Raw genomic sequence first — 26,797 nt, 5'->3', positions numbered from 1 at the left:
TTCCGATCTAAAGCGCTGCCGCGGCATGATGCCGCGGCCCAGGCCCCAGGTTTAGTGCGCTTCGTCCCAGTTGTCGCCCACGCCGACGTCTACCACCAGCGGCACATCCAGCTTTGCCGCCTCGCTCATGTGTTCACGAATCCTCGCGCTGACTTCAGCCACCAGGTCCTCACGCACCTCCAGCACCAATTCATCGTGCACCTGAAGGATGACCTTGGCGTCCAGGCCCGAGTCCGTCAGCCAGTTGTCGACCTTGACCATGGCCTTCTTGATGATATCGGCCGCAGTGCCCTGCATCGGCGCGTTGATTGCCGTACGCTCGGCGCCAGCACGCTCCTGAGGCTTGTTGGAATTGATCTCCGGCAGGTACAGGCGGCGCCCGAACAGGGTTTCCACATAACCCTGATCAGCCGCCTGGGCACGGGTGCGCTCCATGTACTCGCGAACCCCCGGGTAACGGGCGAAGTACACATCGATATAAGCCTTGGCGGTCTTGGTGTCGACGCCGATGTCCTTGCCCAGCTTCTGGGCGCCCATGCCGTAGATCAGGCCAAAGTTGATCGCCTTGGCACTGCGACGCTGATTGGACGTGACCTCAGCCAACTCAACCTTGAACACCTCGGCCGCCGTGGCGGTGTGCACGTCCAGGTCGTCGCGGAACGCATTCAGCAAGCCTTCGTCCTTCGATAAATGCGCCATGATGCGCAGCTCGATCTGCGAGTAGTCCGCCGCCAGCAGCTTGTAGCCCTTGGGCGCGACAAATGCCTGGCGGATACGCCGGCCTTCAGCGGTACGCACCGGAATGTTCTGCAGGTTTGGATCGCTGGAGGACAGGCGCCCGGTTGCTGCTACGGCCTGGTGATAGGAGGTGTGCACGCGACCGGTGCGCGGGTTGATCTGCTCCGGCAAACGGTCGGTGTAGGTGCTTTTCAACTTGCTCATGCTGCGGTACTGCATCAGCACTTTCGGCAGTGGGTAGTCGTCTTCAGCCAATTTGGCCAAGACTTCCTCGGCCGTCGAGGCCTGGCCCTTGCCGGTCTTCTTCAACACCGGCAGCCCGAGTTTCTCGTAGAGAATCGCACCCAACTGCTTGGGCGAGCCCAGGTTGAATTCCTCGCCGGCGATCTCATACGCCTGGCGCTCGAGGTCGACCATCTTGTTGCCCAGCTCGATGCTCTGGATGCCCAGCAAGGCGGCATCCACCAGGGCGCCCTGACGCTCAATGCGCGCCAGCACGGGCACCAGCGGCATCTCGATGTCGGACAATACGCTGGCCAGGGTAGGAATAGCGGCAAGCTGCTTGTGCAGTTCCTGGTGCAAACGCAGGGTCACATCCGCGTCTTCCGCCGCGTAAGGGCCGGCTTGCTCCAGGGCAATCTGGTCAAAGGTCAGCTGCTTGGCGCCTTTGCCGGCGATGTCCTGGAAGCTGACGGTGTCGTGGTCCAGGTACTTCTTCGCCAGGCTGTCCATGTCGTGGCGCGTCGCCACGGAGTTCAGCACATAGGATTCAAGCATGGTGTCGAAGGCAATGCCGCGCACGGTGATGCCGTGTGCCGGGTCACCACCGATGGCGCAGTTGGCCAGGATGTTCATGTCGAACTTGGCGTGCTGGCCGACCTTGAGTTTTTCCGGGTCTTCGAGCAACGGCTTCAGGGCCAGCAGCACGGTGTCCCGATCCAGCTGTTCCGGCGCGCCGATGTAGGAGTGGGTCAGCGGAATGTAGGCTGCTTCATGGGCCTGCACGGCAAACGACACACCCACCAGTTGCGCTTTCTGGGCGTCGATCCCGGTGGTCTCGGTATCAAAGGCGAACAGCTTGGCGTCGTTGAGCTTCTTCAGCCAGACATCGAACTGGGCCTGGGTGAGGATGGTTTCGTACACCGGCTCCACAGAAACCGGCGCGACCACCTCAACCGCTTCCTCGGCGACCGCGGCCGAAGGAGCAGCGCTCAACTCGACGCGCTTGGCATCGCGTTGAATCTCGTCAATCCAGCTCTTGAACTCCAGCAGCGTATACAGCTCCAGCAGCTTCTCGCGATCCGGCTCGATCAGGTGCAAATCATCCAGGCCCACGTCCAGCGGCACGTCGATCTTGATCGTCGCCAGCTCGTAGGACAGGAACGCACTCGCCTTATGCTCTTCCAGTTTGGCGACCAGGGTCTTGGCACCACGAATCGGCAAGGTCGGCACGATATCGAGCTGCTCGTAGAGCTCCTTCAAGCCGCCGTTGACGCCTACCAACAGGCCGGAAGCCGTCTTCGGACCAATGCCCGGAACGCCCGGGATGTTGTCGGACGAATCGCCCATCAACGCCAGGTAATCGATGATCTGCTCGGGAGCGACACCGAATTTCTCCTTCACGCCCTCAACGTCCATGGCGCTACCGGTCATGGTGTTGACCAAGGTAATGTGCCCGTCGACCAGCTGCGCCATGTCCTTGTCGCCGGTGGAAATCACCACCGGACGGTCGGCGGCCGCGCTGCTGCGGGCCAGGGTGCCGATCACGTCGTCCGCTTCGACGCCTTCGACGCACAGCAGCGGGAAGCCCAGGGCGATCACGCTCTGGTGCAGCGGCTCGATCTGCACGCGCATGTCATCGGGCATGCTCGCGCGGTTGGCCTTGTATTCGGCGTACAGCTCATCGCGAAATGTCCCGCCCTTGGCGTCGAACACCACCGCGAACGGACTGTTCGGGTATTGCCTGCGCAGGCTTTTGAGCATGTTCAACACGCCCTTGACCGCGCCGGTAGGCAGGCCTTTGGAAGTGGTGAGCGGCGGCAGCGCGTGAAAGGCGCGGTACAGGTAAGAAGAACCGTCCACCAGGACGAGGGGGGCTTGGCTCATGAGCAGGATCAACCTTTTCGGCGGGTCAGGCGCTAGAATAGCCGGACCAATGACGACAAAGGGACAAGGTTATCATGCGTACAGTAAATCGCTTGTTGTTGACCGGCTTGATTGCACTCACTCCGATGGTGGCCATGGCGGCAGATACTGCCCCTTCGGGCGACCCGGAAGTCACCATTCGCACGGAAGGCGACAAGACCATTCAGGAATACCGCCAGAATGGTTTCCTGTACGCAATCAAGGTGACCCAGAAAGGCTTTCCGCCTTACTTCCTGGTGCGCGCGGACGGAACCGATGCGAACTTCATCCGCTCTGACCAGCCGGATATGCTGATCCCGTCATGGAAGATCTTCGAATGGAAATGATTTCTTAACTTTAATCGGCGCTGCCCCCCGCAGCGCCCGTAACGGCAGTTTTAACCATGTCTGTGTTCACCCCCCTGGCTCGGCCCGAGCTGGAAACCTTTCTTGCCCCTTACGGGCTCGGCCGCCTGCTTGATTTCCAGGGGATTGCCGCTGGTAGTGAAAACACCAATTTCTTCATCAGCCTGGAACAGGGCGAATTTGTCCTGACCCTGGTCGAGCGCGGCCCCGTGCAGGAAATGCCGTTCTTCATCGAACTGCTGGACGTGCTCCACGACGCTGATTTGCCAGTGCCTTACGCCCTGCGTACCACCGACGGCGTGGCCTTGCGCGAGTTGGCGGGCAAACCGGCGCTGCTGCAACCGCGCCTGGCGGGCAAGCACATCAAGGACGCCAACGCCCAGCATTGCGTGCAAGTGGGCGAATTGCTCGGGCACCTGCACCTGGCCACCCAAGGCGAGAAGGTGCTGGAACGCAAGACCGATCGCGGGCTGGACTGGATGCTCAGCGAAGGCGCGCAACTGATCTCGCACCTCGACGCGGAACAACGCGGCCTGTTGCAAGCGGCGCTGGATGAGATCGAGGCGCACAAGGCGCAGATCCTCACGCTGCCCCGGGCAAACATCCACGCCGACCTGTTTCGCGACAACGCGATGTTCGAAGGCACGCACCTGACCGGGCTGATCGACTTCTACAACGCCTGCTCGGGGCCGATGCTGTACGACGTGGCGATCGCCCTGAACGACTGGTGCTCGGACGCCGACGGCGTGATCGACGGCCAACGGGCGCGGGCGTTGCTGGGGGCTTATGCGGGCTTGCGGCCGTTTACCGCCAAGGAAGCGGAGCTGTGGCCGACCATGCTGCGTGTGGCCTGTGTGCGGTTCTGGCTGTCACGCCTGATTGCGGCGGAATCGTTCGCCGGGCAGGACGTGCTGATTCACGACCCGCGCGAGTTTCAGGTGCGCCTGGCGCAACGCCAGCAGGTCAAGACCCCGCTGCCGTTCGCGCTGTAAAGATCGTACGCGATCAAAATGTGGGAGCGGGCTTGCTCGCGAATGTGGAGTTTCAGTCACCAGATGCGCTGACTGATGCACCGCATTCGCGAGCAAGCCCGCTCCCACAGTGGTTATGCGGCGTCTGTCAGAGCGACTCCAGGCACCCAGCCAGGTCATTCCCCAGCTTCTCCAGCACCTGCTCATACCCCTGGGCGGAGGCCGGCGTGTAGCCGCCCAACGCATCCAGCTCCGCCAGCTTCACCGGCAAACCCGCCACCAGCGTTTCCGCAAGGCGCGGGCGCAACGGCGGCTCGCTGAACACACAAGTCTTGCCCACTTCCTGCAAACGCGTACGCATCGCTGCCACATGCTGGGCACCCGGCTGCACTTCTGCGGCCACACTGAACACCCCGGTGTGCTTGAGGCCGTAGGCATCTTCGAAGTAATCGAAGGCTTCATGGAACACGAAGTACGGCTTGCCGGCGACGTCCGCCATACGTGCCTTCAAGCGCGCGTCCAGTGCATCCATACGGCCATCAAAGGCCTTCACGTTGCTCTGGTAACGCTCGGCGTTCGCCGGGTCGGCAGCGCTGAGGTCCGCCGCCATGCGGTTCGCAATCACCCGGGCGTTGACCGTCGACAGCCACAAATGCGCATCCAGGCTGCCCGGGCGATGGTCATGATCATGTTCGTCGGCATCTTCAGCATGGGAGTGGCTATCTTCGGCGAACCGACGCAGTTTCATTCCCGGAAGGTCCTGCACCGCCACCGTCGGCAAGCTGCGGCCTTTCAAGACACGCGGCAGAAAGCTTTCCATGTCCGGGCCGATCCAATACAGCAGGTCCACCGACTGCACGCGCCGTACGTCGGAAGGGCGCAACGCATAGTTATGCGGCGAAGCGCCCGGCGGCAGCAATACCTCGGGAATCGCCACGCCATCCTGCACAGCAGCAGCAATCAGTTGTAACGGTTTGATACTGGTCAGCACCCGAACCTCCGCCTGAGCGGCACCGGCAAGCAGCAAACTGGTGACAAATACGACAAAAACGGGAAAAAGTCTGGACACGATGACCACTCAAGGAGGCAGGAACAGGTAACATAATAACGTCTCTCACAAATATCTGTCGCCGCTCATGCCTAAAACACCGCTTGCCAGCCGTCCCCATGACCACTCTCACTGCGTGCACAGCGCACTGTCAGAGGCCGACGCCTTGTGCGCGCGCCAAGGCCTGCGCCTGACCGCCCTGCGTCGCCGGGTGCTGGAGCTGGTGTGGCAAAGCCACAAGCCGCTGGGTGCCTACGACATCCTCGGCGTGCTCAGCGAGCAGGACGGCCGCCGCGCCGCGCCGCCCACGGTTTACCGCGCGCTGGACTTCCTGCTGGACAACGGCCTGGTGCACCGCATCTCATCGCTCAACGCCTTTGTCGGCTGCAACCACCCGGAACACGCGCACCAGGGCCAGTTCCTGATTTGCCGCGAGTGCCACGCCGCCATCGAACTTGAGCAAAAAAGCATCAGCGACAGCATCATCAAGAGCGCCGGCGACGTCGGCTTCAAGGTCGAAGGGCAAACCGTCGAAGTCGTCGGTGTGTGCTCGGGCTGCCAGGGGGCTTGATGAGCACTGCGTTAATCCGCCTGGAGCAGGTCGGGGTCACGTTCGCCGGGCAAAACGTGCTGGACAACATCGCCCTGAGCGTCGAGCCAGGTCAGATCGTCACGCTGATCGGCCCCAACGGTGCCGGCAAGACCACCCTGGTGCGCGCCGTACTCGGCCTGCTCAAGCCCGACAGCGGCAGCGTGTGGCGCAAGCCGAAGCTGCGAGTTGGCTACATGCCGCAGAAGCTGCATGTGGACCCGACCTTGCCCCTCTCGGTGCTGCGCTTCCTGCGCCTGGTGCCCGGTGTCGACCGTGCCCGCGCACAGTCCGCCCTCAAGGAAGTGGGCGCCGAACAGGTGATCGACAGCCCGGTGCAAAGCATCTCCGGTGGCGAAATGCAGCGTGTGCTGCTGGCCCGCGCCCTGCTGCGCGAGCCGGAATTGCTGGTACTGGATGAACCCGTGCAAGGCGTCGACGTCGCCGGCCAGGCCGAGCTGTACAGCCTGATCACCCGCCTGCGGGACCGCCATGGTTGCGGCGTGCTGATGGTCTCCCACGACCTGCACCTGGTGATGAGCACCACCGACCAGGTGGTGTGCCTCAATCGTCACGTGTGCTGTTCCGGCCACCCGGAACAGGTCAGCGGCGATCCGGCTTTTGTCGAGCTGTTCGGCAAGAACGCCCAGAGCCTGGCGATCTACCACCACCATCACGACCACGCCCATGACCTGCATGGCGCTGTAGTCGATGACTCCACCGCATCCCACACCCACGTTCATGGAGATAGCTGCAAGCATGGCTGATTTTCTGCTCTACGCCCTGCTGGCAGGCTTGGCTCTGGCGCTGGTGGCGGGCCCACTGGGCTCGTTCGTGGTCTGGCGGCGCATGGCCTATTTTGGCGACACCCTGTCCCACGCTGCGCTGCTGGGCGTGGCCATGGGATTTCTGCTGGATGTGAGCCCGACCATTGCCGTCACCGTCGGCTGCCTGCTGCTGGCTGTGCTGCTGGTGACCCTGCAACAGCGTCAGCCGCTGGCCTCCGATACCCTGCTGGGCATCCTGGCCCCAAGCACCTTGTCCCTGGGCCTGGTGGTGCTGAGCTTCATGCATGAAGTGCGTATCGACCTGATGGCCTACCTGTTCGGCGACCTGCTGGCTATCAGCCCCACCGACCTGGCGTGGATTCTAGGCGGCAGCGCGGCAGTGCTGGTGCTGCTGGTGACGCTGTGGCGCCCGCTGCTGGCGATCACCGTTCACGAAGAACTGGCCACCGTCGAAGGCTTGCCCGTGGCGGCGCTGCGCATGACCCTGATGCTGCTGATCGCCGTGGTGATCGCTGTCGCGATGAAGATTGTCGGCGTATTGTTGATCACATCGCTGCTGATCATCCCGGCTGCTGCGGCCCAGCGTCACGCCCGCTCGCCGGAGCAAATGGCGCTCGGCGCCAGCCTTCTGGGGATGCTCGCGGTGTGTGGTGGCCTGGCGCTGTCCTGGTTCAAGGACACCCCGGCCGGGCCGTCGATTGTGGTCACGGCGGCCGCCCTGTTTCTGCTGAGTTTTGTCCTGCCCCGTCGTGGGGTGTAGACTTGCTCGCTTTTTGCGCAATTAGAGAGTCGCAGGAATGAAGCTGTTCAACGCCCGTTATCTGCTCCTTGCCGCATTTTCCTTGCTGCTGGGCGCCTGCCAAAGCACCCCGCCCGCCGCCCCCCAGGCGCCGGACGCACGTGCTGCGGCCATCGCACAGCTGGAGCAAAACCTCGCCAGCAGTGAACTGGCCACCGCCGAAGACGAGCTGGCCGCCTTGCAGGCCCAGTCGCCCAACGATCCGGCGCTGGAGCCTTATCAGCGCCAACTGGCCGAAGCCTATTTGCAGCGCAGCCAGATCGTCCTGCAAAAGGGTGATGTCAACGCTGCCGCGACGGCCCTGAGCCGCGCACGGGCATTGATGCCCAAGGCTCCGGCGCTGACCGGTGGCGTCAACAGTGCGATCGCCCATGCCCGTAAAGTCGAGCTGGACAAAGCCGAGGCCGCTCTGAAAGCCGCCGAAGCCAAGCCGCCGGCCAAGGTCATCGACCCGGCAGCGCCAAGCACTACGGTTGCGCTGAACCTCACCGATATCGAGGCGCTGCGCCATCAACTGGATGAGATCGCCACCGATGTGGTGAATTACCAGTGCGATGTGAGCATCCAGGCGCCGCGCACCGAAGATTACCCATGGCTGGCCACGTTGCTGACCAAACGGGTGAAGCGCATCGATTCGGGGTATGACCTGAAGATTCACCGGCAGATCCTGAAGAAGGTTCCGGCGCAGGTCGTGCTGATTCCGCGTAAGACTGAATAACGCCATTCGCGAGCAAGCCCGCTCCCACATTTAACCGAGTTCCAACTTTGGAATGCGGTCAAATGTGGGAGCGGGCTTGCTCGCGAAAGCGATCTAACAAACAACCGATACCTTAAGCCGGAACAGCTTTAGCCTTCGGCTCCCGATCCCAGACCCGATGCTGGGCAATCGCCGCAAAGAACGCCTTAAACGCCTTCGCGTCGCCGCCCACAATCAAGCCCGCATCCGCCTCAAGCTTCAGCACATCCAGCAACTGCTTCGCCTCACCGGCCAGGGCAATTGCTTTCAAGTGCTTGTAGGCCTCCAGCAGGTAATGCAACGCCACACCATCAGCGCTCAACGCCTGAACCGACTTGGCGCCACCCGGCACAAACACCGCATCGAACGCCACCGAAGGCAAGCCTTCCATGGAAGCATCCACCGGCAGGCTCTTGCCATCCGCCGTCGTTACCGGCGCCGAGGTAGGCCCCAGCAACTTCGCATGCGCACCTGCGGCCTCAAGCGCCTTCTTCAAGGCATCAATCTCCGCACCATCAACACCGTTCGCCGCCAGAATCGCCACCTTGCGGGTCTTGATATCACCCGACAGCAAATTGGCCTGGCTCAACGCTGGCGAGCGTTCCGGAGACGTCTTGCGCTCTGGCACCGTACCTTTAGTCGGTGCTGGCAAGCCCAGGTTCTGCGCCACACGCTTGGCCAGTTCCAAGTCGATGTTGGCGAGGATCTCGTTCACCTGGCGAGCGCGAATAAACTCACGCTCCACCTTGCCCAGTTCAAAGCTGTAGGCGGCGATGATGTGCTCCTGCTCGTGCTTGCTCATGCTGCGAAAAAACAGGCGCGCCTGGGAGAAGTGATCACCGAACGACTCGCTGCGCTCACGGATCTTGTGGGCATCAATACGCTCCGGATACGTCTCAAAACCACCGTCCTGCGCCGCAGGCGGAGTTTCTTTCGGCCAGCCGCCATCAATCGAGTTCGGCTCGTAGGACGCGCGGCCCTTGTCTATGGTGGTGCGGTGCATGGCATCGCGCTGGCCGTTATGGAACGGCGCTACCGGACGGTTGATTGGCAACTCGTGAAAGTTCGGCCCGCCCAGTCGGCTGATCTGCGTATCGGTGTAGGAAAACAGACGGCCTTGCAGCAGCGGGTCATTGGAAAAGTCGATGCCCGGCACGATATGCCCCGGGCAGAACGCCACTTGCTCGGTCTCGGCAAAGTAGTTGTCCGGGTTGCGGTTGAGCACCATCTTGCCCAACGGCGTGATCGGCACCAGCTCTTCGGGGATCAGCTTGGTCGGGTCGAGAATATCGAAGTCGAACTTATGCTCGTCCTCTTCGGCGATGATCTGCACGCCCAATTCCCACTCCGGGTAATCGCCACTTTCAATGGATTCCCACAGGTCACGACGGTGGAAGTCCGTGTCTTTGCCCGCCAGCTTCTGCGCCTCGTCCCACACCAGGGAACAGGTGCCAACGGTAGGCCGCCAGTGGAATTTGACGAAGTTGGATTTACCCTCGGCGTTCACCAGGCGGAAGGTGTGTACACCAAACCCCTGCATGGTCCGTAGGTTTTTTGGAATGGCCCGGTCAGACATGGCCCAGATCACCATGTGCGCCGACTCCGGCTGCAGCGAGACAAAATCCCAGAACGTATCGTGGGCTGAGCCGCCGGTAGGAATCTCGTTGTGGGGCTCAGGTTTTACCGCATGCACGAAGTCAGGAAACTTGATCGCGTCCTGAATGAAAAACACCGGCATGTTGTTGCCCACCAGGTCGAAGTTACCTTCGTCGGTGAAGAACTTCACGGCAAACCCACGCACGTCACGCACGGTATCGCCGGAGCCGCGTGGGCCCTGAACCGTGGAAAAGCGCGCAAATACCGGGGTTTTATGTTCCGGGTTACGCAGGAACCCGGCCTTGCTCAGCGCCGAATGATTTTCATAGGTCTGGAAATAGCCGTGGGCACCGGTGCCCCGGGCATGGACGATGCGTTCCGGAATCCGCTCATGGTCAAAGTGCGTGATTTTTTCACGCATGATGAAGTCTTCCAGCAGCGATGGGCCACGGGAGCCGACCTTCAAGCTGTTCTGGTTATCGGAAACCTTCACGCCCTGGTTGGTGCGCAGCGCCTGGCCCGTCGCGTCGGAGCGGAATGTTTCCAGGCTTTGCAGCTTGGCGTTGGTGTTGCCACGGTCCAGAGTGTCGGTGCCCGCAAGTTCGCTCTTGGGCGGGGTAACTGGCTTTTTAGTACTCATCAGACAAAAACTCCTCGTTTGCGTAGGCCAGAGCGATCCCCGGCTCTTCTTGAGCAAAACCCCAGGCACGGCACCTGGGAGTTTCGAGTTGCTTATGTAGTGACTGACACGGTTTTGTACCGTTCCTTTTTTATGACCTTTGATCGCGTTATTGCCAAATCGCTGGTCGGATGAGAAATAAATGCTAAGAAACGCTATACGGACAGGCTAAAATGCGCGCCCGGCTAACCGCTGATCCCTTTTTAATGCGCCCCACAAGGTTCGCTACGTGATCGAGTTTCATAACGTCCATAAAACCTACCGGGTCGCCGGTAAGGATATCCCCGCACTGCATCCCACCAACCTGCGCGTCGAAAATGGCCAGGTGTTTGGTCTGATCGGCCATTCCGGTGCGGGAAAAAGTACTTTGCTGCGTCTGATCAACCGCCTGGAGCAACCCAGCGGCGGCCAGATCAAGGTCGATGACGAAGAAGTCACCGCCCTCGACGCCAACGGCCTGCGCCGTTTCCGGCAACAGGTCGGGATGATCTTCCAGCACTTCAACCTGCTGGCATCCAAGACCGTTGCCGACAACGTGGCGCTGCCGCTGACCCTCGCGGGCGAACTTTCCCGCAAGGAAATCGACCTGCGCGTGGCCGAATTGCTGGCCCGGGTCGGCCTGTCCGACCACGCCAAGAAGTACCCGGCGCAGTTGTCGGGCGGCCAGAAGCAGCGCGTCGGCATCGCCCGCGCCCTGGCCACCAAGCCGAAAATCCTGCTGTGCGACGAAGCCACCAGCGCCCTCGACCCGCAGACCACGGCCTCGGTCCTGCAACTGCTGGCCGAGATCAACCGCGAGCTGAAGCTGACCATCGTGCTGATCACTCATGAAATGGACGTGATCCGCCGCGTGTGCGACCACGTGGCCGTGATGGACGCCGGCGTGATCGTCGAGCAAGGCACCGTCGCCGACGTATTCCTGCACCCCAAGCACCCGACCACCAAGCGCTTCGTGCAGGAATCCGAGCAAGTCGACGAAGGCGAACAGCGTGATGACTTCGCCCATGTACCGGGGCGCATCGTGCGCCTGACGTTCCAGGGCGAAGCGACCTACGCGCCGCTGCTGGGTACCGTCGCCCGCGACACGGGTGTGGACTACAGCATCCTCGCCGGTCGTATCGACCGCATCAAAGACATTCCCTACGGGCAACTGACCCTCGCCGTCACCGGCGGTGACATGGAGGCCGCCTTCGCCGCCTTCACCGCGGCAGACGTCCATATGGAGGTGCTGCGCTAATGGAAATCCTCTTGAGCTTTTTCTCGAACATCGACTGGTCGGAAATCCTGCTCGCCACCGGCGACACCATGACCATGCTGTTCGGCTCGCTGCTGTTCACCGTATTGCTGGGCTTGCCGTTGGGCGTGCTGCTGTTCCTGTGCAGCCCGCGTCAGCTGTTCGAACAAAAGAATGTTTATGCGCTGTTGTCGCTGGTGGTGAACATCCTGCGTTCGCTGCCGTTCATTATCCTGTTGATCGTAATGATCCCGTTCACGGTGCTGATCACCGGCACCTCGCTGGGTGTTGCCGGTGCAATTCCGCCACTGGTGGTGGGTGCCACGCCGTTCTTTGCGCGCCTGGTGGAAACCGCGCTGCGTGAAGTGGACCGCGGGATTATCGAAGCGACCCAGGCCATGGGCGCGACCACTCGCCAGATCATTACCAACGCGTTGCTGCCCGAAGCCCGCCCCGGCATCTTCGCGGCGATTACGGTGACGGCGATTACACTGGTTTCCTACACGGCCATGGCCGGTGTAGTGGGTGCCGGTGGCCTGGGTGACTTGGCGATCCGCTTCGGTTATCAGCGCTTCCAGACCGACGTGATGGTGGTCACCGTGGTGCTGCTGCTGATCCTGGTACAAATTCTGCAAACCGTCGGCGACAAGCTGGTGGTGCACTTTTCTCGAAAATAACGGCTATTGCCGGCGTTAAGCCGGCCAATTCCCGAACAAGGAGCTTGTTGAATGAAAAAACTACTGGTTGCTTTCGCCGCCGTTGCCGCGTTCTCCGCCCACGCCGCCGAAACCCTCACCGTGGCCGCGTCCCCGGTGCCGCACGCTGAAATCCTCGAATTCGTGAAGCCGGCTCTGGCCAAGGAAGGCGTGGACCTGCAGGTCAAAGTCTTCACCGACTACGTTCAGCCAAACGTACAGGTAGCCGAAAAGCGCCTGGACGCCAACTTCTTCCAGCACCAGCCGTACCTGGATGAGTTCAACAAAGCCAAGGGCACTCATCTGGTGAGCGTTGGCGCTGTGCACCTGGAGCCTCTGGGCGCCTACTCCAGCAAGTACAAGAAGCTGGAAGACCTGCCAAGCGGCGCCAACGTCGTGATCCCGAACGACGCCACCAACGGCGGCCGTGCGCTGTTGCTGCTGGCCAAGCACAACCTGATCACCCTGAAGGACCCGACCAACATCCTGTCGACCATCAAGGACATCACTGAAAACCCGAAAGGCCTGAAATTCCGCGAACTGGAAGCCGCCACCCTGCCGCGCGTGCTGACCCAGGTCGACCTGGCGCTGATCAACACCAACTACGCCCTGGAAGCCAAGCTGGACCCCTCCAAGGACGCACTGGTGATCGAAGGCAACGACTCGCCTTATGTGAACATCCTGGTGACCCGCGAAGACAACAAGGATTCGGACGCGGTGAAGAAGCTGGTAGCAGCCCTGCACACCCCGGAAGTGAAAGCGTTCATTCTTGAGAAGTACAAAGGCGCGATCCTGCCGGCGTTCTGATCCAAGGCCGAAACCCCGATCGAAAAAGCGGACGCAGAGCGTCCAGTGCGGCATTCCCACGCAGAGCGTGGGAACGATCCAAACCAATGTGGGAGCGGGCTTGCTCGCGAAGGCGGTGGTTCAGTCGATACATCTGTTGACTGACACACCGCCTTCGCGAGCAAGCCCGCTCCCACATTTGATTTGTGTCGCTCAGAAAATGGTCGGCAGGCTTATTTACGCTGCAACAACCCCGGGAACTGCGCCACCAGCTTCTGGTTGTTCAACGGCGCCCGGATAAACCCGCGTTGCGTTCCATCCGGCCCGATCAGCGCGAGGTTGCCGCTGTGGTCGACGGTGTAGTTGGGCTTGCTGGTGTCTGCCGGAATAAACGGAATGCTCACCGCATTCGAAACCTTCTGCACATCGTCCACACTCGCACCGGTCAGGCCCTCGAACTGTGGATCGAAGTAGCCCAGGTACTGCTTGAGTTGCGCCGGTGTATCGCGGTTCGGGTCAACGCTGACCAAAATCACTTGCAACTTATCCACAACGTCCTTGGGCAGCTCGCTCTTGATCTGGCGCAGTTGGGCGAGGGTGGTCGGGCAGATATCCGGGCAGAAGGTGTAGCCGAAGAACAGCACGCTCCACTTGCCTTTCAGCTCGTTGACCACCACCGGCTGGCCGTCCTGGTTGGTCATGGTCACCGGTGGCAACTGACGGCTTTGCGGCAGCAGGATGATGCCGGCATCGATCAAGGCCGTCGGGTCGCCCTGGCCTTTGCCACTCAGGACTTTGTTGACGGTCAGGCCCATGATCAACGCGACAATGGCCACCAGAATGAAGACAGTTTTTTGAGTTCGAGTCATAGGTTCAACAATAGGTAATGATCTACGAGCAGGGCGATAAACAGCATGAACAGGTACCCGATAGAGTACTTGAAGGTGTTGATCGCCGCGTGCGGCCGACTGCCACGGTACAGCACCCAGGCCCATTGCAGAAAGCGCCCGCCCAGAACCAGTGCGCACACCAGGTACAGCATGCCGCTCATGTGGATGACATAGGGCATCAGGCTGACCGCCAGCAAGGCGAAGGTGTAGAGCAGGATATGCACCTTGGTGTAGTGCTCGCCGTGGGTCACGGGCAGCATCGGGATGTCGGCCTTGGCGTATTCCTCCTTGCGGTGAATCGCCAGGGCCCAGAAGTGCGGCGGGGTCCAGGCGAAGATGATCAGCACCAGCAGCAACGGCTCGGCGCTGACGTGGCCAGTGACGGCAACCCAACCCAGCAACGGCGGCGCGGCGCCGGCGAGGCCGCCGATAACGATGTTCTGCGGCGTCGCACGCTTGAGAAAGCCGGTGTAGATCACCGCATAACCCAACAGCGAGGCCAGGGTCAGCCAGGCGGCCAGCGGATTGGTAAACGCCAGCAACAGCGCCAGCCCGGCCACCGCCAGCACCATCGCAAAAACAAGCGCCGCCACAGGCGATACGCGCCCTTCCGCCAGCGGGCGCTTATGGGTACGCGCCATCAGCGCATCAATGCGCCGGTCCACCACATGGTTGACCGCCGCCGCGCCGCCGGCACACAGCGCGATCCCCAGGTTGCCGAAAATCAGCACCGGCCACGGTACCCCGGCGCGGGTGGCGAGGAACATGCCCACCAGCGAGGTGATGAGCATCAGCACCACCACTTTTGGCTTGGTCAGCTCCAGATAGTCACGCCAGATCGCCTGGCTGTGACGCTCGCTGATCAAGGTCGCCATGGCATCTCTCCTTTAATGGTTATGAGGCCCGACACGTGTTTACGCGGGCTGAAGCGCCAGCCGAACGGCAACTGATGTCGCACCCGAACCAGGCTGGTGCGGGCGTGGTAATTGACCAGCACCAGCGTCAGCAGCAACGCCGCGCCGCCGGCGTTATGCGCGACCGCAACCGGCAGCGGCAGGTGGAAGTACACGTTACTCAGGCCCAGGCAGAGTTGCGCCGTCAGGGCGATCAGCAACAGGCCCGCCAGGCGGGTCATGCCGACCACCTTGAGCTGCCAGGCCAGGCCCAGCAACACGACAGTGACCAGCAGCGCGCCAATCCGGTGGGTGAGGTGAATCGCCGTGCGCGCATCACTGTCCAGTTGCCCGCCGAGGTAATTGGGGCCGATATGCTGGGTGAGGTGAAAGCCATTGGCGAAATCCGCCGCCGGCCACCATTGCCCGTGACAGGTCGGCAGGTCGATACACGCCACGGCTGCGTAGTTGGAGCTGACCCACCCACCCAGCGCGATCTGGCCGATCACCAGCACCAGCCCGGCCGTCGCCCAATACTGCAAACGCCTGGGCACGATCAGCGCCGGCAATACGCCGGACAATCGCAGCGTCAGTAAGAACAGCAGGCTCAACGTCGCAAACCCGCCCAATAAATGCCCGGTGACCACTTGCGGCCAGAGCTTCAGCGTCACCGTCCACATGCCAAACGCCGCCTGGGCGAACACCACCGCCAACAGGAACAACGGCAGCTTCAACGGCTGGCCCGGATGATGCCGATGGGTCCAGGCGCGCGCCGCCAGCAGCACGATCAACAGCCCGAGGGTGCCGGCGAAGTAACGGTGGGTCATCTCGTTCCAGCCCTTGTCCGCCTCGACCGGAGTGTCCGGGTAATGCAGTTCGGCATGGGCCAGCTGGGCTTCGCTTTTCGGCACGCTGATAAAGCCATAGCAACCCGGCCAGTCCGGGCAACCGAGACCCGCGTGGGTGAGGCGGGTATAGGCGCCCAGCAGCACCACGATCAGGGCCAGCAGGGTGGCAAACAGCGCGAGGCGAAATCCAGGTTTGGCCATGACGGTGTCCTTATCCGATGTTCGACAGTTTCAGCAGCAGGCGCAGGTCGTTGAGCAGGTCCTTGCCCTTGACCCGGGCGTCGTAGCGCAGCACCAGGTTGCCGTGGGGGTCGACGATCCACAGCTGGGCATCGCCGCTGCCTTGGGCGGCGGCGTCTTTGTTGAAGGTCGACAGGTCCAGGGAATAGCGTTGCAGTTGCGGGTATTCGGCCTTGAGTTTGGCGTCATACGCGGTGCTGACCGGCTGCGCACTGGCCAGGGCGTGGCTGGCGCGGGAGGCATCACGGCCCAGGCCGATCTGGAGTTGGCGTGCGAGGTACACCAGTTGCTGGCAGTCGGCGGCGCAAGCGGTGGGCGCGGTGACCAGCAGTTGCCAGCGGTCTTCGTCAGCCTGCACGCCAATGTCGGCACGGGTCTGGCCATTGCCGATCATCTCGCCGTGGTAGCTGCGGCTGTCCGGCACCCAGAACTGCAATTTGTACATAAAGGTGGCGAGCACCATCGGGCCGACCACCATCAGCAGGATCAGGATCAGTTGCCAGCGGCCCTTGCGCCGATTGGGCGCTGCCGGCGCGTCAGATATGTTGAGTGGATTCATGGCCGCTCCCATGGCGCTTCTCCTTTTTTGTGTTGTGCCATCCGAGGTAGAGGTAAAGGCCGAACAGCGCCACCGCCATGGCGAACCACTGCACGGCATAGCCCAGGTGTTTTTCCGGGCCCATGGCGACCACGGGCCAGTTGGTTTCGAAAGTGCCAGGGCCCGCTTCAGCCCGCACTTCATAGGCGAATCCGCTGCGGCCCAACTCGGTCCACAGCGCTGCGGGATGCAGCGCGGTCAACAATCGTGGCCACTGTGCGCCCGCCGGATCGGCATGCAACTGGAAGGTCTCGCCAGGCGCCACATAGACCCAGGCGTCGAGATTCAACAGTTGTTCGGGAGTGGTGAAAACCGGCGGTGCACGGCGGTCCGGCCAGGGCAGCCAGCCACGATTGAGCAACAGCCACTGGCCGCTGGCCTGATCATGGAAAGGTTGCAGTAGCTCCACACCAACCTTGCCGTCGCGAAAGCGGTTATCCAGCAACACGCTGTGCTCGGCATCGAACTGCCCGCGCAAATGCACACGACGGAATGCCGGATCTTCGGTGGCCTGCAGTTGCGTACTGCTCATGGGCTCGGCAACGCGGCGCTCGGCGTAAGTGTCCAGCAGCGCCTGTTTTTCGTGACCGCGAGACAGCTGCCAAAAGCCGAGAAATACCAGTAACGGCAGCAGCACGAGTACCACCAGCGTCGGCGCAATACCGGGGCGAAAGGGTTTCATGGCATTGCCGCAGAGGTCGGTGCTGCGCTGGCTATACTGAATCTCATTGCTCGCCCCCTCCAAAAAAGCGCCCCGGAGCCCACCATGCTCAAAGCAGCCATTGCCCTGATGCTGATTGCTACCGTCGTGAGCCTGTTCAGTGGCTTGTTCTTCCTGGTCAAGGACGAGGGCAACTCCAACCGCCTCGTCACTGCCTTGACCGTGCGTGTGGTGCTGGCCGTGATCACCCTGGGGTTGATCACCTGGGGTTTCTTCAGCGGCCAGCTGGTATCTCATGCGCCCTGGTGAAACACCTCAAAGCACGTAAACGAAGAAAAACAGCCCGATCCACACCACGTCCACAAAGTGCCAATACCAACTGGCCGCCTCGAACCCGAACTGGTGTTCGTTGTTGAAATGCCCCTTCAGGATGCGCATCAGCATCACAAACAAAATGATCGTGCCGATGGTCACGTGGGCACCGTGGAAGCCGGTGAGCATGAAGAAGGTCGCGCCGTACACGCCGGAACCCAGGGTCAGGCCCAACTCCTTATAGGCATGGATGTATTCCTCGGCCTGGAACCCGAGAAACGCCCAACCCAGCAACACGGTGATCGCCAGCCAGATCTTCAGTGCGCCGCGATGGCCTTTGCGCAAGGCATGGTGGGCGATAGTGATGGTCACGCTGGAGCTGACCAGCAAGATCGTGTTGATCAGCGGCAAGCCCCACGGGCTGATGGTGCCCTTGGGCGCCGGAAACATTTTCGGGTCAGGATTGTTCAGCAGCGGCCAGGCAAATTCGAAGTTCGGCCACAGCATGTGCGCGATGCCCTTGTGGCCTTCGCCCGCCAGCCACGGCGCCGACATGTGCCGCACATAAAACAGCGCACCGAAAAACGCGATGAAGAACATCACTTCGGAAAAGATGAACCAGGTCATGCCCCAGCGAAAGGAGCGGTCCATCTGCGAACTGTACAAACCGGCGCGACTTTCCTTGATCACCGCGCCGAACCAGCCAAACATCATGTAGGCCAGCAGCAAGCCACCGACGAAAAAGATCAGCGGGCCGTGGGATTCCGGGCGTGCGGCCTTCAAATCGTTGAACCAGGTCGCCAATCCGAACACCGTGATCAGCATCCCCAACGTAGCAATTATTGGCCATTTGCTTTGCGCTGGTACGTAGTACGTATCATGAGTCGACATGTATTCGTTCTCCTAATCGAGCCCGCAAGCAACGCCTAGCCGCCGGTATGGACAGCCACGGGCGGTTGGCGCGCGGTGATATCGAACAGCGTGTACGCCAGGGTCAAATGCTTCACATCCTTGGGCATGTCGCGGTCGACAATGAAGCGCACCGGCATCTCTATGCGCTGACCTGGCTGTAGCACTTGCTGGGTGAAGCAAAAACACTCGGTCTTGTGGAAGTACATCGCCGCCTCGGCCGGCGAAATGCTCGGCACCGCCTGGGCGGTCATCGGCTTGTCGGTGGGGTTGTAGGCCACGAACAGCATCTCGGTGACTGCGCCGGGATTGACCACCACCTCGTCGGCCTTGGAGTGGAATTCCCAGACCATATCGATGGCATTGGTGGACAGGAACTGCACCCGCACCTGCCGCGTCGGGTCCACCACCTGCTCGCCTTCGTACTGCCCGGCGGTCTTGCCATTGATGCCGAACGCCTTGCACATCACGTCGTAGATCGGCACCAGGGCAAACCCGAAGGCGAACATCGCCACCACCAGGATCAGCAGGCGCGTGACCAGGCGCTTGATAGGCACGGACTCAAGCATGGCGGCCACCTGCGAATGAATGTTCTGCGAATGGCCTTTCTGTGGGAGCTGGCTTGCCTGCGATGCTGGCAACTCGGTCGTTCAGGTACACCGAAGTGATGCCATCGCAGGCAAGCCAGCTCCCACAGGATAGGGAGGTGTTCATTTGACCTCCGGTGGCGTGGTGAAGGTGTGGTACGGCGCGGGCGAAGGAATGCTCCACTCCAGCCCTTCGGCGCCATCCCACGGCTTGGCCGGCGCAGGCGGGCCGCCACGGATGCACTTGATGACGATGAACAGGAAGAAGATCTGCGTCGCGCCAAAGGTGAAGGCACCGATGGAAGAGACCATGTTGAAGTCGGCGAACTGCAGGTTGTAGTCCGGCACCCGACGCGGCATGCCGGCAAGCCCTACGAAGTGCATCGGGAAGAACGCCATGTTCATCCCCACGAACGACAGCCAGAAGTGCAGCTTGCCCAGGGTTTCGTCGTACATGTGACCGGTCCATTTCGGCAGCCAGTAGTAGGCCGAGGCGAAGATCCCGAAGATCGCCCCAGGCACCAGTACGTAATGGAAGTGCGCCACCACGAAGTAGGTGTCGTGGTACTGGAAGTCCGCCGGGGCGATGGCCAGCATCAGCCCGGAGAAACCGCCGATGGTGAACAGAATCACGAAGGCCACCGCGAACAGCATCGGCGTCTCGAAGGTCAGCGAGCCTTGCCACATGGTGCTGACCCAGTTGAACACTTTCACGCCCGTGGGCACCGCGATCAGCAGCGTGGCGTACATGAAGAACAGCTCGCCCACCAGCGGGATGCCCACCACGAACATGTGGTGCGCCCACACGATGAACGACAGGAACGCGATGCTCGCCGTGGCGTACACCATCGAGGTGTAGCCGAACAGCGGCTTGCGCGAGAAGGTCGGGATGATCGAGCTGACGGCACCGAACGCCGGCAGGATCATGATGTACACCTCGGGGTGGCCGAAGAACCAGAACACATGCTGGAACAGCACGGGGTCACCACCACCGGCGGCACTGAAGAAGCTGGTGCCGAAGTGGATGTCCATCAGCATCATGGTCACGCAGCCCGCCAGTACCGGCATCACCGCGATCAGCAGGAACGCGGTGATCAGCCAGGTCCAGACGAACAGCGGCATTTTCATCAACGTCATGCCGGGGGCGCGCAGGTTGAGGATGGTGGCGATGACGTTGATCGCGCCCATGATCGAACTGATGCCCATCAAGTGGATGGCGAAGATGAAGAACGTCACGCTTTCCGGCGCGTAAGTGGTGGAGAGCGGGGCGTAGAAGGTCCAGCCGAAGTTCGGCCCGCCGCCGGGCATGAACAGGGTGGAAACCAGCATCAGGAACGCCGCCGGCAACAGCCAGAAACTGAAGTTGTTCATGCGCGGCAGGGCCATGTCGGGCGCGCCGATCATCAACGGGATCATCCAGTTGGCCAGGCCGACAAACGCTGGCATCACCGCACCGAACACCATCACCAGGCCGTGCATGGTGGTCATCTGATTGAAGAACGCCGGCTCGACGATCTGCAAACCCGGCTGGAACAGCTCGGCACGGATCACCATGGCAAACGAGCCACCAAGCAGGAACATGCAGAAGCTGAACCACAGGTACATCGTGCCGATGTCTTTGTGGTTGGTGGTCAGTACCCAACGCATCAGGCCCTTGGCGGGGCCGTGAGCGTGGTCACCGGCATGACCGTGGTCATCGATCACAGCGCTCATGGCCTTTCTCCTGCGAACGAGTGGGCGGGACGGTTCAGGGAATATGCAATGAAGGAAGTCATTTGCTTTCCGCCTGTTTCAGAGCCAGCACGTCTTTAGGCGTGACCATGTCGCCTTTGTTGTTGCCCCAGGCGTTACGTTCATAGGTCACGACCGCCGCGATATCGACTTCCGACAGTTGCTTGCCGAACGCCGCCATGGCGGTGCCGGGCTTGCCGAAGTACACGCGGTGCAGGTGGTCTTCCTTGGGCCCGGTGGCAATAGGTGAGCCCTTGAGCGCCGGGAACATCGGCGGCAGGCCCTGGCCTTCGGCCTGGTGACAGGCGACGCAGGTGGTGTGGTAGATCTTGTCGCCACGAGCCACCAGCTCATCCAGGGTCCATTCCTTGGAGGTCAGCTCCTTGAGCTTGGCGGCCTCTTCCTTACGCTCGCCGAGCCAGGTGTCGTAGTCGGCCTTGGATTTGACCTCCACCACGATGGGCATGAAGCCGTGGTCCTTGCCGCACAGTTCAGCGCACTGGCCGCGATAGATGCCGGGTTTTTCGATGCGGGTCCAGGCCTCGTTGACGAAGCCGGGAATCGCATCACGCTTCACCGCAAACGCCGGCACCCACCAGGAGTGAATCACGTCCGCAGCGGTCACCAGGAAACGCACCTTGGCGCCCACCGGCAGCACCAGCGGCTGGTCGACTTCCAACAGGTAATGCTTGCCTTTGACGGCCTGGTTATGGATCTGCTCGGCGGGCGTGGCCAGGTTGCTGAAGAACTCGACATCCTGGCCCAGGTATTTGTAATGCCACTTCCACTGGTAGCCGGTGACCTGGATATCGATATCCGACTCAGTGCTGTCGTAGATGTTGATCAGCGTCTTGGTGGCCGGAATGGCCATCGCCACCAGGATCAGCAAGGGCACCACGGTCCAGAGAATCTCCACCGTCGTACTCTCGTGGAACTTGGCTGCCACCTGTCCCGTGGAGCGCCGGTGAACGATCATCGACCAGAACATCGCGCCAAACACGACGATGCCAATCGCCACACAAATCCAGAAAATGGTCATGTGCAGGTCAAACACGGCGTGACTGACTTCAGTGGCCCCTGGCGCCATATTCGTTGTCCAGGCGGCTTGCGCCTGGCCGAATACTGACCACAACAGGAGGCCCATCCAAACATGTGGATGTCGCGTCATTGCGGGTTCCCCTTATCATTCTTGTTATCCCGCCGGTTTGCACCTGCGGCCAAGGGAGCGGCTTCCATACTGCTTACAACCGCCAGGCCTTGCCTGCTCATGCAGTCGGGCGTCATCAGCTAATTGCGTACAAAATCGAGTATAGACAGCGACCGCCACCCCGCAATGTGATCGGGCAAATGAACGAAAATGAGGAAACGGACCACACAACAGGACCGGTGGCGCGCGTTATCCGACGAACGATGGCAATTTGATATAACGCCAGCGCATAACCATGAAATAATTATGACAAATGCGTCTTAGGCTCTCGTATAAACGAGCTACCTTATGCTCTCCCTATTTCCTACGCCTGCATCACTGGAGCTTTCATGAACACCGCCGCATTGCGCGAGCAGATTTCCCGTGCCCATCAACACGAATCCAGCACTGGCCAGCTTGCTCAGCAGCTGGAAGTTCAGTTACCGCACCTGCACCCGGCGATTTCCGTGCCTGACGTCGACGCCAAGGGCGTGATGACGCGTTTTGTAAGCGCCTACATCGACCAGGTCCCCGATCTGCTGGACGCGGCCAACGATGTCGCCCGCGAAGCCGGTATTGAAAGCCAGATCAAACCGGTGCTGAAAATCGCCGAGCATTTCTTCCTGCAGCCGCCGGCGATCCTGGCCGGGCATGAAGGCCTGGACGGTTTGCTGGATGAGGCTTACCTGGCGCATCGCCTGGTGGAAGAGGTCAACGATCTGTATATCAAGCACTTCGGCCAGCCGTTGATTCCGCTGGATACCACTGTGGCGAACGTGATTGCCCACCAATTGATCGGCGAGGCGTTTGCCAATCAGCTGGATGAGGCGGTGCACCACGCGGTGGATGAGATGCTTAACGAGGAGAGTTTTGCGCTGGAGTCGGTCGAAGCCTACCGCGACAAGCTCAAGAGCCCGGACACGGAAGCGGCTTGGAAGCGCTGGCCGTGCCTGTCGCGGCAGTTGGGCGTGGGTCTTGAGCTGGACCAGCCAGCTTAGATTTGCCGGCTTGCAAAGATCCAATGTGGGAGCGGGCTTGCTCGCGAAAGCGGTGTATCAGAAACACATTCAGTGACTGACACTGCGCCTTCGCGAGCAAGCCCGCTCCCACATTTTGATCCGATTTCGTCAGCCAACAGACGGCGCCGAGCCTATTCCGGTCGTCGTTCTTACCCGTCCTTCCAACCTGCGCTTCAACCCCCGCGCCTCGATCATCAGCTTCGAGCCCTTGGCCGCATTGGCCCGACCCCATTCCTCCAATAGCTCAAGGCAGGAGTGGTCGATATAACTCAGGTTACTGAGCGGCACATGCAAGGTGGTCCCGGCGGGTACCGTCGACAGCACCTGGGTCAATGCAGGCACCTTGAGAAAGGTCCCGGCCCCCGTCAATCGCAGCTCCATCTCGCCCTCCTGCGGCAGGTCGATCAGGCTTATCTTCAAGCGTGAGGCCTTGAACGCCAGCTTCACCAGCGTCAACCCGAAGCCCACCAACACACCCGTCAGCAGGTCGGTAAAGATGATCGCCAGCGCCGTCGCCGCGTAGGTAAACATCGGCATTCGCCCGTAGCGCGCCAGGCCACGAAACGCCTTCATGTCCACGAGCTTGATCCCGGTGTACACCAGCACACCCGCCAGGCTTGCCACCGGAATGCTTTGCAGCACACTGGACAGCAACAGCACGAACGCCAGCAGCCACAAGCCGTGGAACATCGCCGACAAACGCGTGGTAGCTCCGGCCTGGACGTTGGCCGAACTGCGCACGATCACACCGGTCATCGGCAGGGCGCCGACCAGGCCACACAGCATGTTGCCCACACCTTGTGCCGACAATTCCTTGTCGAAGTCGGAACGCTGGCCACTGTGCATACGGTCGACTGCCGCCGCCGAAAGCAGCGTTTCAGCGCTGGCGATAAATGCCACGGCGAAGGCCGCGATCAACAGATTGGGATCCGCCAGGTTAAGCAGGTCGCTGGGGCGCAGCCAATCGATGGCATCCGCGAGATTTTCCGGCACCTCCACCCGCTTGACCTGCAACGCCAGCACCAGGCTGGTGACTGTCGCCAAACCCACGCCGAGCAGGGCGCCGGGGACGAAGCGCAGCTTTTGCGGGCGGAACTTGTCCCACAGCCACATCACCATAATCGTCGACAGCCCGAGCAAACCGGCCTGCCAGCCGAGCCCGCCGCCCAATGTGGGGATCGCCTGGATCAGTGCCGCAGGGAAGCCGGCAAGGTTATCCAGCCCCGAGGGCTTTGGCACACCGTCGAGCATCACGTGTACTTGCGACAGGACAATCAGCACCCCGATCCCCGCCAGCATCCCGTACACCACTGCAGGCGCAGTCACGCGGAACCAGCAGCCCAGGCGCAAACGCCCGGCCACCAATTGCAGGAAGCCCGCCAGCAACAGGATCGGCCCGAGCATGGCCATGCCATGCTGGCGAACCAGTTCAAACACCAACACCGCCAAACCTGCCGCCGGACCGCTGACTTGCAACGGCGACCCCGCCAGCCAACCGACCACCAGGCCACCGATGATCCCGGTGATCAAGCCTTTGGCCGGAGGCATTCCGGACGCGATGGCGATCCCCATGCACAGCGGCAGGGCGACCAGAAACACAACCACGGAAGCCAGCAGCTCCCGTGGCAGCACAGCTTTCAATTGAGCAGCACGCATAATGACTCTCCCGAGGCATTCGCCGGGCGTGGCAAAGCCTGGCTGCTCGAATGGCAGCCATCGCGTTACCCGACAGGGGATTGTTTTAGAAGCGCGCTTTAGGCGTCGCGGATGGAATCGGCTGGGTACCGTTCAAGGGCAGGAACGCTGCCTGATCCGCATCGTAGGCCCTGATTTCGCTGGTCTCGATGTCGTAGACCCAGCCATGGATAAACAAATGCCCGTTGGCCATGCGCGAGGCCACGGAGGGATGAGTGCGCAGGTGCTGCAGTTGGGCGATCACGTTTTCTTCGGTCAGCACGTGCATGCTTTCGTGTTCGTTGGCGCAATCGCAGTTGTCCTGGACCATGGTCTTGGCGACCTCGGCGTGGCGCAGCCAGGCCTTTACCGTGGGCATTTTTTCCAGGCTTTGGGGGTTGAGCACCGCGCGCATGGCGCCGCAGTCGGAGTGGCCGCAAATGATGATGTGCTGCACACCAAGGGCCAGTACGGCGTACTCGATAGCCGTGGAAACACCGCCGTTCATCTGCCCATAAGGGGGCACGACGTTACCGACGTTACGGGTCACGAACAAATCCCCAGGGGAGCTTTGGGTGATCAGCTCGGGAACGATGCGCGAGTCGGCACAGGTAATGAACATCGCCCGCGGGCTCTGGGCCGTGGCGAGTTTTTTGAAGAGCTCTTCCTGCTGGGGGAAGATCTCGTTATGGAAATGCAAAAAGCCTTCAACGATGTGCTGCAGCGCTGCATCGGCGGATTCCGCCTCGTGAGGGGCTGAAGCCGACGCAGCCAACGGCTGTTTATCCTTGTCACTCATAATTCATCCTCTTGGTTGGAGCAGGGGAGTTTTCCAGTGCGGCCGGCGCCCGAACTGAAACGCCGACTCATTAGTCACTCGATGAACAAGGTACCCGCCGAAACTTAACTCAAACTGAATGAACCGCTCTAGATCAGGGCTTTCAGTGATATCAAAACGCGACTATTGCTACAGAAAAGTACGCTTATCCAGCAGTTTACAATAAAGCCATCTGTCTGCCCGGCGGACAAAACACCGTGCAGTCCAGATTAAACCCTTCCCGTCGGTTGAGCCCCAATCGTTTGATCGCCTTGGCGAAACGTTGCGCCAGCAAATCGGCAAACGGCCCTTCGCCACGCATGCGTACACCGAAGCGGCTGTCGTAGACCTCACCGCCGCGCACCTGCCGCACCAGGCTCATCACATGGGCCGCGCGCTGCGGGTAATGGGCCGCCAGCCATTCCTCAAACAGCGGCGCCACCTCCAGAGGCAAACGCAGCATCATGTACGCCGCGCTCTGTGCCCCCGCGGCATGAGCTTCGGCCAGCAGGCTTTCCAGCTCGCTGTCGTTGATCATCGGGATCATCGGCGAACACAACACGCCTACCGGTATCCCCGCCTCACGCATCACCCGGATCGCCCGCAGCCGGGCCTTGGGTGCAGCCGTGCGCGGTTCGAGGATGCGCTTGAGTTCGTCGTCCAGGCTGGTGAGGCTGATCATCACCGCCACCAGCCGCTGCTGCGCCAGCGCTGTCAGCAGGTCGAGGTCCCGCAGGATCAGCGAGCCCTTGGTAATGATCGTCACCGGATGACGGTAGCGCAGCAGCACTTCGAGGGTTTGCCGGGTGATCTTGTACTCGCGCTCGATGGGCTGGTACGGGTCGGTGTTGGAGCCCAGGTTGATCGGCGCGCAGGTGTAGCCCGGTTTCGACAGTTGCTGCTCAAGCACGTCGGCGGCGTTGGTCTTGGCGATCAGCTTGGTTTCGAAGTCCAGCCCCGGCGACAGGTCCCAATACGCGTGGCTGGGCCGCGCATAGCAGTAGATACAACCATGCTCGCAGCCGCGATACGGGTTGATCGCCCGGTCAAACGGGATATCCGGCGAGCTGTTGCGGGTAATGATGGTTTTCGCGGTTTCGATACGGACTTCGGTGCCCTGGGTCTGTGGCACTTCCTGATACCAACCGTCGTCTTCCGCCACGCTGACGGTGGGCGCAAAACGGTTGTGCAGGTTGGTGGCCGTGCCGCGCCCGCGAGGCGGCAAAGGGACATTCATAGTCAGACCTCATAAACTGTATCCATATACAGTATTCGAGAAGATCG

At 61.2% G+C, this 26,797-nt stretch carries 26 protein-coding genes; 11 read left to right on the top strand and 15 right to left on the bottom strand.

Features of this window, described 5'->3' with window-relative positions:
- Positions 1-51: 51 nt before the first annotated feature.
- Positions 52-2,844: a DNA polymerase I gene (gene polA, locus HX821_RS05735; RefSeq protein WP_177035396.1), complete on the bottom strand. Its 2,793-nt coding sequence runs from the start codon at positions 2,842-2,844 to the stop codon at positions 52-54.
- A gap of 74 nt (positions 2,845-2,918) precedes the next feature.
- Here polA and HX821_RS05730 point away from each other — a divergent pair, with 74 nt between their 5' ends.
- Together HX821_RS05730 and HX821_RS05725 are read left to right on the top strand one after the other, a co-directional pair.
- Complete coding sequence (locus HX821_RS05730; protein ID WP_003214814.1) at positions 2,919-3,209, top strand: DUF2782 domain-containing protein; 291 nt, start codon at positions 2,919-2,921, stop codon at positions 3,207-3,209.
- Positions 3,210-3,265: 56 nt separating this feature from the next.
- A complete protein-coding gene (locus HX821_RS05725) occupies positions 3,266-4,219 on the top strand; it encodes a homoserine kinase (protein WP_087694550.1) in 954 nt (317 codons plus the stop codon).
- A 127-nt stretch (positions 4,220-4,346) separates the two neighbouring features.
- On the opposite strand, the gene HX821_RS05720 is transcribed toward HX821_RS05725, so the two are convergent.
- Complete coding sequence (locus HX821_RS05720) at positions 4,347-5,276, bottom strand: zinc ABC transporter substrate-binding protein (RefSeq protein WP_008439631.1); 930 nt, start codon at positions 5,274-5,276, stop codon at positions 4,347-4,349.
- Positions 5,277-5,334: 58 nt separating this feature from the next.
- Here HX821_RS05720 and HX821_RS05715 point away from each other — a divergent pair, with 58 nt between their 5' ends.
- Genes HX821_RS05715 through HX821_RS05700 form a run of 4 tightly spaced genes read left to right on the top strand, consistent with a single transcriptional unit; the run spans position 5,335 to position 8,140 of the window.
- Positions 5,335-5,817 (top strand): Fur family transcriptional regulator, encoded by a 483-nt coding sequence (locus HX821_RS05715; protein ID WP_003214819.1) that lies wholly within the window; start codon positions 5,335-5,337, stop codon positions 5,815-5,817.
- Positions 5,817-6,602 (top strand): zinc ABC transporter ATP-binding protein ZnuC, encoded by a 786-nt coding sequence (znuC, locus tag HX821_RS05710; protein WP_003214821.1) that lies wholly within the window; start codon positions 5,817-5,819, stop codon positions 6,600-6,602. Before HX821_RS05715 ends, znuC begins: the two co-directional genes overlap by 1 nt.
- Positions 6,595-7,383 carry a zinc ABC transporter permease subunit ZnuB gene (gene znuB / locus HX821_RS05705; protein WP_003214823.1) on the top strand — a complete coding sequence of 263 codons (789 nt, stop codon included), beginning with the start codon at positions 6,595-6,597 and terminating at the stop codon, positions 7,381-7,383. The genes znuC and znuB overlap by 8 nt, the downstream gene beginning before the upstream one ends.
- 37 nt (positions 7,384-7,420) lie before the next feature.
- Positions 7,421-8,140 carry a PA5502 family lipoprotein gene (locus tag HX821_RS05700; protein ID WP_003214825.1) on the top strand — a complete coding sequence of 240 codons (720 nt, stop codon included), beginning with the start codon at positions 7,421-7,423 and terminating at the stop codon, positions 8,138-8,140.
- 112 nt (positions 8,141-8,252) lie between these two features.
- Here HX821_RS05700 and katE read toward each other — a convergent pair whose 3' ends face one another.
- Positions 8,253-10,394: a catalase HPII gene (katE, locus tag HX821_RS05695; protein ID WP_177035395.1), complete on the bottom strand. Its 2,142-nt coding sequence runs from the start codon at positions 10,392-10,394 to the stop codon at positions 8,253-8,255.
- Between the two features lie 268 nt (positions 10,395-10,662).
- On the opposite strand from katE, the gene HX821_RS05690 reads away from it, so the two are divergent.
- The 3 genes from HX821_RS05690 to HX821_RS05680 are packed head-to-tail and all read left to right on the top strand — an operon-like array spanning position 10,663 to position 13,169.
- The gene (locus HX821_RS05690; protein WP_003214829.1) at positions 10,663-11,670 is read left to right on the top strand and encodes a methionine ABC transporter ATP-binding protein; all 1,008 of its coding nucleotides are present in this window, start codon (positions 10,663-10,665) and stop codon (positions 11,668-11,670) included.
- Positions 11,670-12,344 (top strand): methionine ABC transporter permease, encoded by a 675-nt coding sequence (locus HX821_RS05685; RefSeq protein WP_003214831.1) that lies wholly within the window; start codon positions 11,670-11,672, stop codon positions 12,342-12,344. The genes HX821_RS05690 and HX821_RS05685 overlap by 1 nt, the downstream gene beginning before the upstream one ends.
- A 51-nt stretch (positions 12,345-12,395) precedes the next feature.
- Positions 12,396-13,169: a MetQ/NlpA family ABC transporter substrate-binding protein gene (locus HX821_RS05680; RefSeq protein WP_003214835.1), complete on the top strand. Its 774-nt coding sequence runs from the start codon at positions 12,396-12,398 to the stop codon at positions 13,167-13,169.
- A 212-nt stretch (positions 13,170-13,381) separates the two neighbouring features.
- Here HX821_RS05680 and HX821_RS05675 read toward each other — a convergent pair whose 3' ends face one another.
- From HX821_RS05675 to HX821_RS05655, 5 genes are read right to left on the bottom strand one after another with little or no spacing between them, the layout of a single operon-like run.
- Complete coding sequence (locus HX821_RS05675; protein WP_008439627.1) at positions 13,382-14,017, bottom strand: SCO family protein; 636 nt, start codon at positions 14,015-14,017, stop codon at positions 13,382-13,384.
- Positions 14,014-14,913: a heme o synthase gene (cyoE, locus tag HX821_RS05670; RefSeq protein ID WP_003214839.1), complete on the bottom strand. Its 900-nt coding sequence runs from the start codon at positions 14,911-14,913 to the stop codon at positions 14,014-14,016. Before cyoE ends, HX821_RS05675 begins: the two co-directional genes overlap by 4 nt.
- Positions 14,901-15,980, bottom strand: coding sequence for a heme A synthase (locus HX821_RS05665; RefSeq protein WP_177035394.1), 1,080 nt, complete (start codon positions 15,978-15,980; stop codon positions 14,901-14,903). The genes cyoE and HX821_RS05665 overlap by 13 nt, the downstream gene beginning before the upstream one ends.
- Before the next feature lie 10 nt (positions 15,981-15,990).
- On the bottom strand, positions 15,991-16,590 hold the full coding sequence (locus tag HX821_RS05660; protein WP_177035393.1) for a hypothetical protein: 600 nt from the start codon (positions 16,588-16,590) through the stop codon (positions 15,991-15,993).
- Entirely contained in the window at positions 16,556-17,299 is a 744-nt protein-coding gene (locus HX821_RS05655) for an SURF1 family protein (RefSeq protein ID WP_177035392.1), read from the bottom strand. The genes HX821_RS05660 and HX821_RS05655 overlap by 35 nt, the downstream gene beginning before the upstream one ends.
- A gap of 84 nt (positions 17,300-17,383) precedes the next feature.
- Between HX821_RS05655 and HX821_RS05650 the strand changes: the two genes are divergently transcribed.
- Entirely contained in the window at positions 17,384-17,587 is a 204-nt protein-coding gene (locus tag HX821_RS05650) for a twin transmembrane helix small protein (protein WP_010168612.1), read from the top strand.
- 6 nt (positions 17,588-17,593) lie between these two features.
- Here the strand turns inward: HX821_RS05650 and HX821_RS05645 are convergent, their stop codons facing one another.
- From HX821_RS05645 to coxB, 4 genes are all read right to left on the bottom strand, one after another.
- Positions 17,594-18,481 (bottom strand): cytochrome c oxidase subunit 3, encoded by an 888-nt coding sequence (locus tag HX821_RS05645; protein WP_003214849.1) that lies wholly within the window; start codon positions 18,479-18,481, stop codon positions 17,594-17,596.
- Positions 18,482-18,516: 35 nt separating this feature from the next.
- Entirely contained in the window at positions 18,517-19,068 is a 552-nt protein-coding gene (locus tag HX821_RS05640) for a cytochrome c oxidase assembly protein (protein WP_008439615.1), read from the bottom strand.
- A gap of 141 nt (positions 19,069-19,209) precedes the next feature.
- Positions 19,210-20,799 (bottom strand): cytochrome c oxidase subunit I, encoded by a 1,590-nt coding sequence (gene ctaD, locus HX821_RS05635; protein WP_003214853.1) that lies wholly within the window; start codon positions 20,797-20,799, stop codon positions 19,210-19,212.
- A 58-nt stretch (positions 20,800-20,857) separates the two neighbouring features.
- On the bottom strand, positions 20,858-21,985 hold the full coding sequence (gene coxB / locus HX821_RS05630) for a cytochrome c oxidase subunit II (RefSeq protein WP_177035391.1): 1,128 nt from the start codon (positions 21,983-21,985) through the stop codon (positions 20,858-20,860).
- Positions 21,986-22,353: 368 nt separating this feature from the next.
- Here coxB and HX821_RS05625 point away from each other — a divergent pair, with 368 nt between their 5' ends.
- Positions 22,354-23,001, top strand: coding sequence for a hypothetical protein (locus HX821_RS05625; protein WP_003214855.1), 648 nt, complete (start codon positions 22,354-22,356; stop codon positions 22,999-23,001).
- A gap of 129 nt (positions 23,002-23,130) precedes the next feature.
- On the opposite strand, the gene HX821_RS05620 is transcribed toward HX821_RS05625, so the two are convergent.
- The 3 genes from HX821_RS05620 to HX821_RS05610 form a co-directional block, all read right to left on the bottom strand.
- Positions 23,131-24,678, bottom strand: coding sequence for a SulP family inorganic anion transporter (locus tag HX821_RS05620; RefSeq protein ID WP_008439613.1), 1,548 nt, complete (start codon positions 24,676-24,678; stop codon positions 23,131-23,133).
- 85 nt (positions 24,679-24,763) lie between these two features.
- Positions 24,764-25,495, bottom strand: coding sequence for a carbonic anhydrase (locus HX821_RS05615; RefSeq protein WP_076013306.1), 732 nt, complete (start codon positions 25,493-25,495; stop codon positions 24,764-24,766).
- 196 nt (positions 25,496-25,691) lie between these two features.
- Positions 25,692-26,750: a PA0069 family radical SAM protein gene (locus HX821_RS05610; RefSeq protein WP_177035390.1), complete on the bottom strand. Its 1,059-nt coding sequence runs from the start codon at positions 26,748-26,750 to the stop codon at positions 25,692-25,694.
- Between the last annotated feature and the right edge of the window lie 47 nt (positions 26,751-26,797).

This window comes from Pseudomonas sp. B6001 (genome assembly GCF_013386015.1).
GTDB lineage: Bacteria > Pseudomonadota > Gammaproteobacteria > Pseudomonadales > Pseudomonadaceae > Aquipseudomonas.
The sequence above is the reverse complement of the archived record's forward strand: the minus strand, read 5'-3'. Positions and strand labels throughout refer to the sequence as shown.